This window comes from Roseibium polysiphoniae (assembly GCF_014842925.1).
Lineage (GTDB): Bacteria > Pseudomonadota > Alphaproteobacteria > Rhizobiales > Stappiaceae > Roseibium > Roseibium polysiphoniae.
Genome location: NZ_JACYXJ010000005.1, coordinates 54,079 through 67,058, shown reverse-complemented (window position 1 = coordinate 67,058; position 12,980 = coordinate 54,079). Strand labels below are relative to the sequence as shown.

The 12,980-nt window shown below is 60.9% G+C and carries 14 protein-coding genes; 4 read left to right on the top strand and 10 right to left on the bottom strand.

Going from position 1 to position 12,980, the window contains the following annotated elements; all coding sequences use genetic code 11:
• Positions 1 to 97: 97 nt before the first annotated feature.
• From IG617_RS13280 to tsaD, 9 genes are all read right to left on the bottom strand, one after another.
• Positions 98 to 868, bottom strand: a complete 771-nt coding sequence (locus IG617_RS13280) for a sulfite exporter TauE/SafE family protein (protein WP_209008473.1) — start codon at positions 866 to 868, stop codon at positions 98 to 100.
• A 3-nt stretch (positions 869 to 871) separates the two neighbouring features.
• Positions 872 to 1,669 carry an AlbA family DNA-binding domain-containing protein gene (locus tag IG617_RS13275; protein WP_192109710.1) on the bottom strand — a complete coding sequence of 266 codons (798 nt, stop codon included), beginning with the start codon at positions 1,667 to 1,669 and terminating at the stop codon, positions 872 to 874.
• Positions 1,670 to 1,735: 66 nt separating this feature from the next.
• A complete protein-coding gene (locus IG617_RS13270; protein ID WP_192109709.1) occupies positions 1,736 to 2,908 on the bottom strand; it encodes a M20 aminoacylase family protein in 1,173 nt (390 codons plus the stop codon).
• 138 nt (positions 2,909 to 3,046) lie between these two features.
• A complete protein-coding gene (locus tag IG617_RS13265) occupies positions 3,047 to 3,709 on the bottom strand; it encodes a class I SAM-dependent methyltransferase (protein WP_246542330.1) in 663 nt (220 codons plus the stop codon).
• A gap of 18 nt (positions 3,710 to 3,727) precedes the next feature.
• Positions 3,728 to 4,153 carry an EVE domain-containing protein gene (locus tag IG617_RS13260; protein WP_153771357.1) on the bottom strand — a complete coding sequence of 142 codons (426 nt, stop codon included), beginning with the start codon at positions 4,151 to 4,153 and terminating at the stop codon, positions 3,728 to 3,730.
• Positions 4,154 to 4,444, bottom strand: a complete 291-nt coding sequence (locus IG617_RS13255; RefSeq protein ID WP_192109708.1) for a YciI-like protein — start codon at positions 4,442 to 4,444, stop codon at positions 4,154 to 4,156.
• 78 nt (positions 4,445 to 4,522) lie between these two features.
• A complete protein-coding gene (locus IG617_RS13250) occupies positions 4,523 to 5,536 on the bottom strand; it encodes an NAD(P)H-dependent glycerol-3-phosphate dehydrogenase (protein ID WP_192109707.1) in 1,014 nt (337 codons plus the stop codon).
• Positions 5,533 to 6,030: an NUDIX hydrolase gene (locus tag IG617_RS13245; RefSeq protein WP_192109706.1), complete on the bottom strand. Its 498-nt coding sequence runs from the start codon at positions 6,028 to 6,030 to the stop codon at positions 5,533 to 5,535. The genes IG617_RS13250 and IG617_RS13245 overlap by 4 nt, the downstream gene beginning before the upstream one ends.
• Positions 6,031 to 6,121: 91 nt before the next feature.
• Complete coding sequence (tsaD, locus tag IG617_RS13240; RefSeq protein WP_192110187.1) at positions 6,122 to 7,192, bottom strand: tRNA (adenosine(37)-N6)-threonylcarbamoyltransferase complex transferase subunit TsaD; 1,071 nt, start codon at positions 7,190 to 7,192, stop codon at positions 6,122 to 6,124.
• Between the two features lie 142 nt (positions 7,193 to 7,334).
• Between tsaD and hemC the strand changes: the two genes are divergently transcribed.
• Complete coding sequence (gene hemC, locus IG617_RS13235; protein ID WP_192109705.1) at positions 7,335 to 8,258, top strand: hydroxymethylbilane synthase; 924 nt, start codon at positions 7,335 to 7,337, stop codon at positions 8,256 to 8,258.
• Positions 8,155 to 8,970: a uroporphyrinogen-III synthase gene (locus IG617_RS13230; protein WP_338109974.1), complete on the top strand. Its 816-nt coding sequence runs from the start codon at positions 8,155 to 8,157 to the stop codon at positions 8,968 to 8,970. The genes hemC and IG617_RS13230 overlap by 104 nt, the downstream gene beginning before the upstream one ends.
• A gap of 127 nt (positions 8,971 to 9,097) precedes the next feature.
• Here the strand turns inward: IG617_RS13230 and IG617_RS13225 are convergent, their stop codons facing one another.
• On the bottom strand, positions 9,098 to 9,652 hold the full coding sequence (locus IG617_RS13225) for a hypothetical protein (RefSeq protein WP_192110232.1): 555 nt from the start codon (positions 9,650 to 9,652) through the stop codon (positions 9,098 to 9,100).
• A 10-nt stretch (positions 9,653 to 9,662) separates the two neighbouring features.
• Here IG617_RS13225 and IG617_RS13220 point away from each other — a divergent pair, with 10 nt between their 5' ends.
• Positions 9,663 to 10,880, top strand: coding sequence for a COG4223 family protein (locus IG617_RS13220; RefSeq protein WP_209008472.1), 1,218 nt, complete (start codon positions 9,663 to 9,665; stop codon positions 10,878 to 10,880).
• 78 nt (positions 10,881 to 10,958) lie between these two features.
• On the top strand, positions 10,959 to 12,848 hold the full coding sequence (locus tag IG617_RS13215) for a heme biosynthesis protein HemY (RefSeq protein WP_192109703.1): 1,890 nt from the start codon (positions 10,959 to 10,961) through the stop codon (positions 12,846 to 12,848).
• Positions 12,849 to 12,980 lie beyond the last annotated feature (132 nt).

Genomic DNA, 12,980 nt, shown 5'->3' with positions numbered 1-12,980 from the left:
TGAGAAACCAGATGGCGATTGGGTTAGCGCCTCTCCCTGTATCTGGCAAGGGAGCGAGGCTTGCAAAGAGTTCAACGATGGCGATGCAAAAGGTCAATCAAGCCATGAGAAGCCGGACAGCTTGCCAGACAAGATTGAGTGCAAGCAGGGTCATGATCAGCTTGAAGCCCTTCTTGAAGGTGGCTTCGGGCATCTTGTTGAGCAGCTTGCTGCCGGCAAGGGTTCCCAGAAAGCCGCTGGCGATCATCATGATGACAAGCGGTGCCCAAGGCGCGAAGGCAAAGCCAAGGAGACCAAAGGTGAGCACCTTGAATATATGCATCACAAGGGCAGTCACGGCCTGATTGGCGACAAAACTGTGCCGGGACAGGCCTAGGGTGCCGAGAACACTGGCGCCGATGGGGCCCGTCGCTCCGAAGAACATGGAAAGAAGCGTTGCCGCGAAGCCGGCGGCAGCCATGGCAGGCCGGCCCGTTTTTCCGAAGCGCGGAGGTCGTCCCCAAACCGCCCAGAGAACGAAACAGGCAATTCCCAGACGCAGGTAGGGCGCAGGCAGATTGATCGCGATCGAGCCGCCGATGGCAGCGCCAAGCAGAGCGCCCACCGAAAACCAGGCGAGGATCAGCCAGTCGACATGCCGGATCTGGACCAGGGCACGGCCTGCGTTGGAGCCCAGTTGGACAATGCCATGAATGGGCACCAAAGCCGCGCTGGGCATAACGCTCGCCATGATGGCGATCAAGGCAATGCCGCCGCCAAGACCCAGTGCAGCCGTCAGCGCCGACATCACGAAACTCACGGCGATCAGGCCAAGGCTCACAAACAGGGAGAGTTCAGAGGGGAAAAGTGCGGGAAGGCTTTCGATCAAGGCTCAGGACCACCTGCTGCGCGCATAGTTGATCGCCTCGCGCACATCCAGCTGCCGTGTGGAATTGCCGCTTCTGACATAAAACAGCGAGGACCTGCCGTCGGCCAGATGGGCCGCACGGGGCGCTGGCCGGATGATCACCATGGCGACATCCTTTTCCTCGACCTTGGCGAAGACCGTGTGGATGAACGGGCAAAGATCGCCGCCCAGGCTCTTGGTGACGATGTCGTTGAGCGTTCTTTCGAAACTGTCGAGATCGGGCTGTTTCAAGGTCGACAGGTCGTTGTCGAGCCCAAGGGGTGTGCCGGTGTCATCCACGCCGATGACGAGATAGCCGCCCTGCGCGTTGAAAAAGCCGGCGATGGTCTTGGCGATGACCTTCTCCAGGCCCCGGTTGATCCGGTTCTCGTTGACGTCCCAGCGCACGGATGACTTGAACTCGACGCGCGCGCTTTCGCCCTGGCGAATGATGTCAGGGATGAGGGCGATCTGTTCCTCGCGTAAAGACTTGTAGGCTTTGGCGGTGTTGACGTAGTTGCGCGTGAAAAGCCCGAAGGCGACGCCGACGATGGCGCCCATGATGGCGTAGGCGACGACAATGTCGAAGTGACGCGGGAAAAGGATCAACCACAACCGGCCGCTCATGAATTCCCAGAAGGTGGGAGCCGTTTCGGAAAAGCGGGACAGCTCCCACCAGACAACGATGAGATTGAGCGGGTGGATGACAAAGACGCCAACAAGGGCGCCGAGCAACAGGTAGGCTGTCATCAGGGACAGGCGGCTGCTGGCGAAACGAACCATGTCGATGTGCTTTGCCTCCAGGAACAAGGCGCCGGTGCATCGGCGCCTTGTTCTTGCATAGCCGGATCAGGCGGCGGCAGGCAATGCCGTTTCGGCCAGGCGGACCCAATAGGAGCAGCCGTAGGGGATGGCATTGTCGTCGAAGTCATACATGGGATGATGCAGACCGGCACTGTCGCCGTTGCCGGCGAAGATGAAGGCGCCCGGCCGTTCTTCCAGCATGTAGGCGAAATCCTCACCGCCCATCATCGGCGGCAGGTCGCGGTTGACCTTGCCCTGTCCGGCGACTTCCTCGGCAATCTTCGCCGCGAAATCCGTTTCCTCGTCATGGTTCACGACAACCGGATAGCCGAGGATATAGTCGATCTCGGCAGTCGCGCCCATGCCTTCGGCAATGGCGGTCACGATGGCCTTGAAGCGCTCTTCGGCAAGCTCGCGAACGCCGGGGTCAAGGGTGCGCACGGTGCCGCGCAATGTGGCTTCCTGCGGAATGACGTTGAAGGCATTGCCGGCTTCGAAGACGGTGACTGAAACCACGACGGATTTCAGCGGATCGGCGTTGCGGCTCGCGATGGTCTGCAGAGCTGTCACGATCTGCGAACCTGCGACAATCGGGTCAATGGTTTCATGCGGCTTGGCGGCATGGCCGCCGCGGCCGGTGATCTTGACGTGAAATTCGTCGGTTGCTGCCATCAGCGCGCCCTTGCGGATCGCGAACTCGCCGACCGGCATGCCAGGGTAGTTATGCATGCCGTAGACTTCGTCGATGTTCCAGCGGGTCATCAGGCCGTCGTCGATCATCGCCTTGGCGCCAGCGCCGCCTTCTTCGGCAGGCTGGAAGATCACCACAACCGTTCCGTCGAAGTTGCGGGTTTCTGCCAGATATTTGGCAGCGCCGAGCAGCATCGAGGTGTGCCCATCGTGGCCACAGGCGTGCATTTTGCCTGGAGTCTTGGACGCATATTCCTTGCCGGTGATCTCGTTGATCGGCAGGGCGTCCATGTCGGCGCGCATGCCGATGGTCTTGCCGGCGCCGCCGTTCTTGCCCTTGATCACACCCACAACGCCGGTTTGCCCGATGCCGGTCACAACTTCATCGACGCCGAACCCCTTCAGCAGCTCGGCAACCTTCTCGGCGGTGCGAACAGTCTCATAAAGGATTTCAGGGTTCTCGTGGAAATCACGGCGCCAGGCGGTGATCTCATCGTGAAAATCGGCCAGACGATTGACGATTGGCATTTAAAACTCCTTGAAAACAGGAACTTGGAGGAAGGTGTCGGGCGCAGCCCATTGCGACCAGCCTACTCCAAATGATCAAAAGGAAAAGCACAAATTCGCTGAAAAAGAAGGCATGCCAACTTTTTTCGCTGCGATCAATCAGCGCAATGGCAGGAAGCGGTAAACGCTGGATTTCTTCACCTCTGCGTCTTCCAGCGCGCCAACGACGGGGACTGAATAGGTGGCGATATGCTCCAGGCGGTCCTTTGGCAGGTAGGAGCGGCCCGGATCGCCAATGAAAACCGGCGTTCCACGGATCAGTATTCTGTCGATGAAGGCGATGATGCCGTCGGCCATGTGCTTGTCGTAGAAGACATCGCCGCAAAAGACGACATCGGCCTCGGGAGCCGGGCCGGCTGTGATGTCGTCATTTTCAAAGTCGACGGCGACATCATTGAGCGTGGCGTTGAGGCGGCCAGCTTCCAGCGCGAAAGGGTCAATATCGACCGCTCTGCAATGCGTCGCGCCGGCCATCATCGCCGCGATCGCGACCAGGCCGGAGCCGCTGGCGAAATCGAGCACTGTCTTGCCGCGCGTGATGTCCGGATGATCGAGAATGTAACGGGCGAGGGCTTGTCCACCGGCCCAGGCAAAGGCCCAGAATGGAGGAGGCAGGCCGAGGGCGCCAAGCTCGTCCTCGGTCTTTTGCCAAAGCTCCATGGCCTCATCGGCGACGTGGAGCCGGATCTCTTCTGCGTGGGGTACGGGTTTGACGCGCGTCTGTTCGCAAATGAATGACCGAGGGTCCTTGATGCGGTTCAAATCCGTGCTCCGATCGTGTCAGGCCGGTTTGTCCAGCCCGCCCATTTCGCAAACGAGGTTCCACTCATCTTCCTTGACCGGCTGGACCGACAGACGCATCGAGGTGACGAGCGACATGTCGGCAAGCCGTGGCTCGGCCTTGACATCTGCCAGGGTGACGGGCTTGGGAATGTCGCAGACGGCTTTGAAGTCGACGCATTCCCAACGCGGGTCGTCCGTCTTCGGGTCCGGATGAATTTCACTGCAGACCTCGACGACGCCGACAACTTCCTTGCCGATGTTGGAATGATAGAAGAAAGCCTTGTCGCCGATTTCCATCGCCCGCATGTTGTTGCGCGCCTGGTAGTTGCGAATGCCGTCCCAGGGCTCGCCTTCTTCGCCCTTGGCCTTCTGCTGTTCCCAGGACCATTTGTCCGGCTCGGACTTGATTAGCCAGTACTGCACTTACTTTGTCTCCGGATTCTTGACCGCCCAGTTCCACGGACGGATCTCGACGCTTTCGAAAAGATCCGCATGCGCATAGGGGTCTTCTTGGGAAATGGCCAGGGCTTCGTCGCGGTTCGCGGCCTCGATCACGACCAGAGATCCGGTCATGTTGCCGTCGTCGTCCAGGAAGGGACCGGCTGCCTTGAGACCATCTCCGAGGCCGTTGAGAAACTCGAGATGAGCGGCGCGATTGTCGAGGCGGACTTGAAGTGCGCCCGGCTTGTCTGTGCAGATGAGAGCATAGAGCATTGAAGAGATCTCCTGTTTTCGGCGGAGGTTAGGTCTGACCCTGGCGAAACTCAATGGGGGGGTCGCCAAAACACCTGGTCAGTTTCGGCCGCTTTCGGCCTCATGCTTCAAGGGCCGGGACATGAGGGTGGTCAGCGCCTTGTCGATCGACAAGGAGCCGCTGATGATCGCCGCGACGACTTCGCAAATCGGCAATTCCACATCGTGGCGGCGGCCGAGCTCGACGGCAACCTTGGCTGTATGAGCACCTTCCGCCAATTTGCCGCCCTCTGCGATCAGATCGGCGGCTTTGCGGCCTTCGCCCAACTCGATGCCAAAACGGAAATTGCGCGATTGTGTCGAAGAACAGGTCAGAACAAGGTCGCCGAGGCCGGACAGTCCGGTGAGCGTCTCATTTTGAGCGCCGAGCGCTGATCCAAGTCGTGTCAGTTCAGCAAAGCCTCTGGCGGTGAGGGCAGCCTGCGCGCTGGCGCCGAGCTTCCGGCCCACGACGGCGCCGCAGGCGATTGCCAGCACATTCTTGAGCGCGCCGCCGATCTGCGCGCCGGTGACATCAGTTGATGCGTAAGGACGGAAGGACGGCGCGGCCATGGCAATTGCCAGCATTTCGGCTGCGTCGCTGTTTTCGCAGGCTACGGTGACCGCTGTCGGCAGGCCCTTTGCAACGTCATCGGCGAAACTGGGGCCGGACAGGACGGCTGGAATTGCATCCGGCAGTTCCTCGGAAAGGACCTGCGAAAGCAGCTTGCCAGAGCTTTGCTCGATCCCCTTGGCGCAGAGAACGATTGGAACGGCGAAGCTACCGATTTCAGCAAGTGCGCGCAGTGTTTCCCGGGTGGTTTGTGCGGGCGTCACCAGAAGCAGCGCATCGGCGGAACCGACGTCGCGCAAGTCGCTGGTTGCCTCGATCTTCTCGTCGAAGGTAATCCCGGGCAGATAACGCGGATTATGCTGGCGCGACCTGATCTCGGAGACGACGTTTGGATCCCTGGCCCAAAGGGTTACCTGCCGGCCGGCGCGGGCCGCGGTCAAGGCCAGAGCAGTGCCCCATGCGCCGCCGCCAAGAACGGCAGTCTTGTTGATCGACCTCATGATCTGGCTCCTTGAATGCGCTGGCGCAGTGGATCCAGTTGAGCGCCAAATTCGGCAAAGAAATTGCGGGGGTCCATTGCTCTTGGATCATGCAGATCCAGCCAGAACAAGCGGAAGCGGATCGGCGGCCCGCCGTTGCTGGGGCTCATTTCGAAATGCTCCCACTCTTCCTTCGGCGCCGTGTCGATCGTGGCGTGGTAGAGTTTGCGCAAGTGTCGGCCCTTGAGGGGCCTGTTGAGCGGTGCCTGGATTTCGCCATCGGCGGTCATGGTTTCAAACGGTAGATTCTGGTCCGCGAAATGCTCGAAAGCAGTGTCCAGCGTGAGGCCGGTTTCCTCGATGAACTCGCGGCGCGCACCGATCAGGTAGCTTTCGCCGGGATCAATGGTGCCGCCGGGCACCTGCAGACCAAGTTCAGGCGTATCCGGCTCATCAAAGACCAGCAGCCTGTTGCCACAGGTCAGATAGACATAGGCCTTGTGGTAGATGCGCATAATCGAATCCGGTGCCAGGAAAGATCACACTACCTATCAACTTCCCGGCGGCTGGGAAACCGCAAGCTTGCAGCCACGCACATTTGACCGATCAGACCTTTGCGCCCTTCTTGCCGGAGCCGAGCACGCCGCTCGCAGTTTGGTCCAGTGGCCACCGCGGGCGCGGGGAGGTTGCCATGTCGTCGACGGGCCCGAGGCGCATTTTTTCGATGCCGGCCCAGGCGATCATCGCCGCGTTGTCGGTGCAAAGCTGCAGGGGCGGCGCGACGAAACGTGCATTGGCTTCCGATGCCGTGCTCGTGAGTGCCGAGCGGATTTCCTTGTTCGCGGCAACGCCTCCAGCGACCACGACGACGGGCGGACGGCCGGGGAATCTGTCTTCGAACAAGGCGAGTGCCGATTTGGTCCGGCTGGCCAGAACGTCGGCCACGGCCCGCTGAAAACCTGCGCAAAGATCGGCGACCGTCTGGTCGTCGATGGGTTCCAGCTTTTTGGCCTGGGTCCGAAGTGCGGTCTTCAGACCCGCAAAGGACATATCGAGACCGGGCCGATCCAGAAGCGGCCGTGGCAGCTTGAAGCGGGAAACATCGCCCTGTGCCGCCATGCGCTCGACGGCAGGACCGCCAGGGTAGGGCAGGCCGAGGAGCTTGGCGGTCTTGTCGAAGGCTTCGCCAATCGCATCATCGATTGTCGTGCCGAGCCGCTCGTAGTCACCGACGCCCTTGACCAGGAGAAATTGACTGTGCCCGCCGGAGACCAGAAGCAGCAGAAACGGAAATTCAAGGTCGTCGGTCAGGCGCGCCGTCAGGGCGTGGCCTTCCAGATGGTTCACCGCGACCAGTGGTTTGCCGGCGGCCATGGCGATGGCTTTGGCGGTCATCAGGCCCACGATGACGCCGCCGATGAGACCAGGGCCGGCGGTCGCTGCCACGGCATCGATGTCATCCCAGCCGCAGCCGGCGTCTTTCATCGCCTCATCGACGATGCGATCCAGCACTTCGATGTGCGCGCGTGCGGCGATTTCGGGCACGACACCGCCGAATTCGGTGTGTTCATCGATCTGCGAGCGGACGACATTGGACAGAATTTCAGCATTTGCCGGTCCACGCACGATCGCTGCTGCGGTTTCATCGCAGCTGGTTTCAATGCCCAGGACTGTCAGCGACGGCATGTCGCAAGCGGAAATGTCTGAATTCATTGCTTCTGCTGCATTGGCCAATGGTACTCAACGGCCTATCATCTGACGACTTAGTTGTCTTTGCGTTTGTGACCCCAAGCGCGCCCTAACATCGGGATGCTGATCCTTGCAATCAAAACCTTTGCGTATCGGAACGCGTGGAAGCGCTCTCGCTCTTGCCCAGGCTCAGGAGACACGTGCTCGCCTGATGGCAGCACATGGGATCGACGAAGACGCCTTCGAGATCGTCGTCATCAAGACGTCCGGCGACCAGATCCAGGATCGGCCGCTTTCCGAAGTTGGCGGAAAAGGACTGTTTACGAAGGAAATCGAGGAAGCGCTGCTGGACGGGCGGATTGATCTTGCGGTTCATTCGTCCAAGGACATGCCGACCGTGTTGCCGGAAGGACTGGCGCTGACGGCTTTTCTGCCGCGTGAGGACGTGCGTGATGCGTTCATCTCGCACAAGGCCAAGACCTTGATGGATCTGCCGCAGAACGCGGTTGTCGGGTCCAGTTCACTGCGCCGGCAGGCGATGATCAAGCGCCTGCGCCCGGACATCGAAGTGGTTATGTATCGCGGCAATGTGCAGACGCGACTGAAAAAACTCGCCGAAGGTCAGGTCGATGCGACTCTCCTGGCCTATGCAGGGCTGAAGCGGCTTGGGCTTGGTGACGTGGTGACCAGCCTTCTGGAGACGGATGACTTTCTCCCCGCTGTCGGGCAAGGGGCTATCTGCATTGAAAGCCGTGAAAAGGACGCGCGGACCCTCGAACTGCTTGCTGCAATCCATGATCAGGAAACGCAGGTGCGGCTCGATGCGGAGCGGGCGTTTCTCGCAGTATTGGATGGTTCCTGCCGCACGCCGATCGGTGGTCTTGCGCTGGTCGAGGGTGACCGGATGACTTTCAAAGGCACAATCTTGAAGCCGGACGGGTCGGTCGTTCATGACATCGCCCGCGAGGGACTGGCAGCGGACGCCCTCACCCTTGGTCGTGACGCTGGAGAAGCGCTCAAAGCCATCGCCGGACCGAATTTCCTGGCCAGCTGATCCGATGCGCTTCCTTCTCACGCGCCCTGCACCAGATTGCGCCCGAAGTGCCGCACGGCTCAGAGCGCTGGGGCATGAGGCGGTGGAAGCGCCAATGCTGAAAATGGTGGCGACCGATCCAGGGGTATTGGATCTCGCCGGTGTGTCAGCCCTGGCTGTGACAAGCGGCCGGGTTGGCGGACTGCTTGCCGACCGCGGCGATCTTTCCACACTCCTGGAATTGCCCGTTTATACGGTGGGCAATCGAAGCGCCGAAGCGATGCGCGCTGTGGGCTTTGACCGTGTGCTGTCGGCAAATGGTGACTTTGCAGATCTGGTCAACCTCATCCTGGCAGAGGCGCCTTCGGGCCGCGTGTTATATCTTGCTGCGGCGGATCGGGCCGGGGATCTGGAAGGCCATCTGCGCCGCGGATCTGTGGCCTGCGAGTTGGTCGAAGTCTATCGGATGGACCCCGTCACGGATCTTGAACCGGCGGTTCTGGAGGTGCTTAAATCGGAGGACCTCGATGCGCTTCTGCTTTACTCGCGCCGAACGGCGGAGGCGCTGCTTGCAGCCTTGGCTGATCATGAGCTGATGGGGCTTTTGTCCAACTTGCGCGTTATTGCGATATCGCAGCAGGTTGCCTCGGTGTTGCCGGATACGGCTTGTGTTGAAGTTGCGGCGCACCCAACTGAAGAGGCACTGTTCGCGCAGGCTTTAACAGGTTGTTAACCGAAGCGGTGGAGTCGTTGTTTCCGCAGCGCGGCAAAACGCCCGCCGTTTCTCTACCGCTCCCGCAGCGGGTGTGTATAGTGGGTTTGACGGGCTTTGCGACGTGGCCCGTCGGACGGTGAGGAGACTAGCAAATGGCATCGGACAACGACACTTCCGGCAAGAAGCCTAGCGGAACGTCTTCCAGTTCTGGAACCGGTCCTGGCAGTTCTTCGACATCGGCAAAACCGACGTCAGCGACTTCTGCAACAAGCAGTGGAGCGGGAAAACGTCCCGTCACGATTGATCTGAAGCCTGAGAAGGTCGGATCAAAGACACCTGATCCTACTGCTGCCAGCACATCCAAGCCGACGACGCCGACTGCCTCCACCACTTCTGCGAGCAGCAGTACGACACCACCGAAACCCTCGTCTGTCCCACCGTCAAGCAGCGCGCGCTCTTCCAGCACAAGTACGTCGAGCACTGCTTCTTCGGCCACGGGAGCAGGCGCAAAGACGGCGCCGGGTGCGACGGCGGCAAAGCCCGCGACCGAGCCTTCCAAGCCACAAGCCTCCTCGGCGTCGACATCCAAACCGTCTTCCGCGAGCAGTTCTGCCGGTTCCAAGTCGTTTTCGCCGCCGCCTGCGCCTTCTGGCGAAAAGGGCGGTGTTGGCGCATTCGGCGTTCTGGTTGCGGCGCTCATCGGCGGTGCGGTGGTTCTCGGCGGCGCTTACGGCCTTCATGTCTCTGGCCTGTTGAAGTTGCAGCCCGAGCAATCAGCCTCCCTGAATTCTGACGTGAGCGATGCGCTTGATCGGCTGTCCGGGCTGGAGCAGAAAGTCGAGAGCCTGGCAAGCACGCCTGACGCAGGCGCTGGAGTTGCAGATCGTCTGGATGGTCTCGAACAGCGGATCGAAGGACTGGCCGCTGACGCGCCGGCTGCTGCATCTGCTGCGCTGGAGACGGAAGTCTCTGATCTGAAATCGGCCTTTGACACACTCTCCGCTCAGGTGACGAGCGCCGGCACAGGTGAGACGGGTGTCGCGCCAACGGCGCTGACGGATCTTGAAAAGCGCGTTGAGGCTGCGGAAAGCGCGGCTGCCAAGACCAGCGGGATTGAAACGCAGATCGAAGCGGTCTCCTCCAGCCTGACGGACATGACGACCCGGCTGGAAAATGTCGAGGCGACGGCAAAAGCTGCCCAGACGGCGGTGTCCACCTCTGACGTTTCCCTGAAGACCCTCGCTGACAGCCAGGCTCGGGCGAGCGAAACCCTTGCAACCCTGTCGTCCGATATCAGGACGGCTGGTGAAAAGCAGACTGCGGATCTGGCGAAGGTACGCGAAGAGCTCGATGCCTTGTCGAAGCGCCTTGCTGCGGTCGAGGCGACCATGGGCGATGCGACAGCGCGCGAAGTGGCAGCCCGTGCCCTGTCGGTCTCCGCGTTGAAATCTGCCGTGGATTCCGGACGGCCTTATGAAACAGAGCTGGCTGCGGTCAAGGCCGGCCTGCCCAAGGACACGGATCTTGCTGCACTTGAGGCACATGCGAAGAGCGGTGTGGCTCCGGTATCGGTGCTGATCGCCGAATTTCCTGAGGTTGCCCGTGCGATGTTTGCCAAGTTCTCGGAGCCTGCGCGCTCGGGCGACATGCTCGACAGCCTTCTGGCGGGCGCCAAGTCGATCATCGCGGTTCGCGGTCCGGGCGATGAAAGCGGAACCGGACCGGATGCGGTCCTGAGGCGGATGGAACGGGCGGTTGCCAAGGGTGATCTGGCCGCAGGTCTTGAAGCCTTTGCCGCCTTGCCGGACGAGGCGAAGGCCGTTGGTGCGGATTGGGCTCAGCGGGCTGAAGCGCGCGTGGCAATTGACCGCCTGACTGATGCAGCCTCCAGCGAAGTCCTCAACGCCCTGTCGCGCAAGGACAGCTGAGCCGAATTTTTCGCCCATGCATTTGGGCAGACAGCGAATGACCGGACTGTGCCCGGTTAAAGCCAAGGAGCTAACGGAATGATCCGGGTCCTGATCTTTTTTGCCATTCTTTTCGCCGTGACCATGGGGTTCGCATGGATGTCCGATCTGCCGGGCGTCGTGTCGATCAGCTGGCAAGGCTATGTCTGGGAAAAGCCTCCTGTGATCGTGGGGCTGGTCGCGGGATTGGCCCTGATCGCGTTTCTCCTGGCGGTCTGGATTGTGCTTACGGTGCTTCGCTCGCCGAAGATTGCCACACGCTTTTTCAAGCGCCGGCGGAAGGACAAGGGATACGAAGCCCTCTCCAGTGGCTTGATTGCGCTGGGCACGGGCAACGCCAAACAGGCGCGCCGTCACGGTCTGGATGCGGATCGGCTCTTGAACGATGAACCGGCAACCAAGCTGCTTCTGGCACAGACAGCACAGCTGGCCGGGCGCGATGAAGAAGCGCGTGAGCGCTTCGAGGCAATGCTGGAAGAAAAGCAGACGCGGGCACTCGGCCTGCATGGGCTCTTTATCGAGGCCGAGCGGCAACAGGAACCAGTTGCTGCGCGCCACTACGCTGAAGAAGCTGCCCGCGAAATGCCTGGCCTGGAATGGGCCGGAAAGGCGGTTCTTGGCTATCAGGCGGTCGCAAGCCATTGGGAAGAAGCGCTGAAAACGCTTGAGCGCAATTACACCGCCAAGATGCTCGACAAGAAAACCTATCGTCGGCACAGGGCTGTGGTGCTGACCGCGCTTGCCCAGAACCTTGAGAGCGGCGAGCCGGATCGGGCGTATTCGCTGGCGAAGGAAGCGCATGGTCTTGCGCTGGATCTGGTGCCGGCCGCTGCCCTTGCCGCGCGGCTTGCGACCCGCAAGGGCGAAATCCGCAAGGCTTCCAAGCTGATTGAATCCACCTGGCGGGTTTCGCCGCACCCGGATCTTGCGGAGGCCTATGCGCATGTCCGCAGCGGCGATTCGGCTGTGGACCGTCTGAAACGCGTGAAGTCTCTGGCAGGCCAGCGCGCGAACACCAATGTGGGTGCCATGGCCGTTGCCCGTGCAGCTCTCGACGCACGCGAATTCGATGAAGCGCGGGAGCAACTGAAAAAGGTCCTGCGCTCTGAACCGGTGCGCGGCGCCTTCCTGATGATGGCGGAGCTGGAAGAAGCCGAGCATGGAGACCGGGGACGCATGCGCGACTGGCTGTCGCGTGCCGTTCACGCTCCGCTCGACAAGGCGTGGATCGCAGACGGCGTCGTATCCCGCGAGTGGCAGGCGGTCTCTCCGATCACCGGCAAGCTCGATGCGTTTGAGTGGAAGACGCCCTCAGGCTTCGACGACGATGGTCGTGGTGATGTGATCGAAGACGCGATGTTTGATGCGCCCGCCTTGCCTGTGGTGTCGGCGACCACAGCAACGGCAACTGTCGAGCCGGCGATCATCGTTGCTGAAGAGACCCCACAAACTACAGCTTCAGCGAAAGAGGCCGAGCCCGAGGTGATCAAGGCGGAGGCTGGTGTCACAGCCGCCGTGCAGGAGGAACCTGCAAAGTCAGCGGCCTCCCCGGATGCCACGGCCGGCTATGAGGGCACGACGGATGATGTCGGCCACGCAAAGCGTCCACAGGACCTCGCAGACAGCTCCGATGGTGTTGTTGCGGCCACCGTCACGCCAGACGTCAGCAAGGCAGAGCCTGCGTCCGACAAGAGCGATATGGCTGAGAAGTCGCCCGCCAAGGCAGGGACCAGCGCCGAGACGGCCACTGCTGCGACCGTGGTCGATGAAACCGAGATCAGGGCGCCGGCTTCTGCGAACAAACAGGCTGCGGCTGATGAGGATCTGAAGATCCCGATCGAATTGCCTTTCGCCAGAATGCCGGATGATCCGGGACTTGATGACGATGAGGACGAGGACAAACCGAAACGTCCGCGTTTCTTCAACTGAATCGGGTTGTGACAAGAGGGTGAGCGCGTCATCAACAAGAAGGCAGATGCCTCTTGCATCTGCCTTCAGGCTCCGGTAATTAGCCCTCCATCCTGATGATGAAGATTATCAGTCTGCAGAGCTGTAAGCTCC

Coding starts and splice junctions, on each gene's coding strand:
- IG617_RS13225 (WP_192110232.1), bottom strand. CDS start 9,652: ATGAGCGCCGCAACCAGAACGCCGAATGCGCCAACACCGCCCTTTTCG.
- IG617_RS13275 (WP_192109710.1), bottom strand. CDS start 1,669: ATGGTTCGTTTCGCCAGCAGCCGCCTGTCCCTGATGACAGCCTACCTG.
- IG617_RS13250 (WP_192109707.1), bottom strand. CDS start 5,536: ATGAGGTCGATCAACAAGACTGCCGTTCTTGGCGGCGGCGCATGGGGC.
- IG617_RS13215 (WP_192109703.1), top strand. CDS start 10,959: ATGATCCGGGTCCTGATCTTTTTTGCCATTCTTTTCGCCGTGACCATG.
- IG617_RS13245 (WP_192109706.1), bottom strand. CDS start 6,030: ATGCGCATCTACCACAAGGCCTATGTCTATCTGACCTGTGGCAACAGG.
- IG617_RS13255 (WP_192109708.1), bottom strand. CDS start 4,444: ATGCTCTATGCTCTCATCTGCACAGACAAGCCGGGCGCACTTCAAGTC.
- IG617_RS13270 (WP_192109709.1), bottom strand. CDS start 2,908: ATGCCAATCGTCAATCGTCTGGCCGATTTTCACGATGAGATCACCGCC.
- IG617_RS13230 (WP_338109974.1), top strand. CDS start 8,155: ATGACATCGCCCGCGAGGGACTGGCAGCGGACGCCCTCACCCTTGGTC.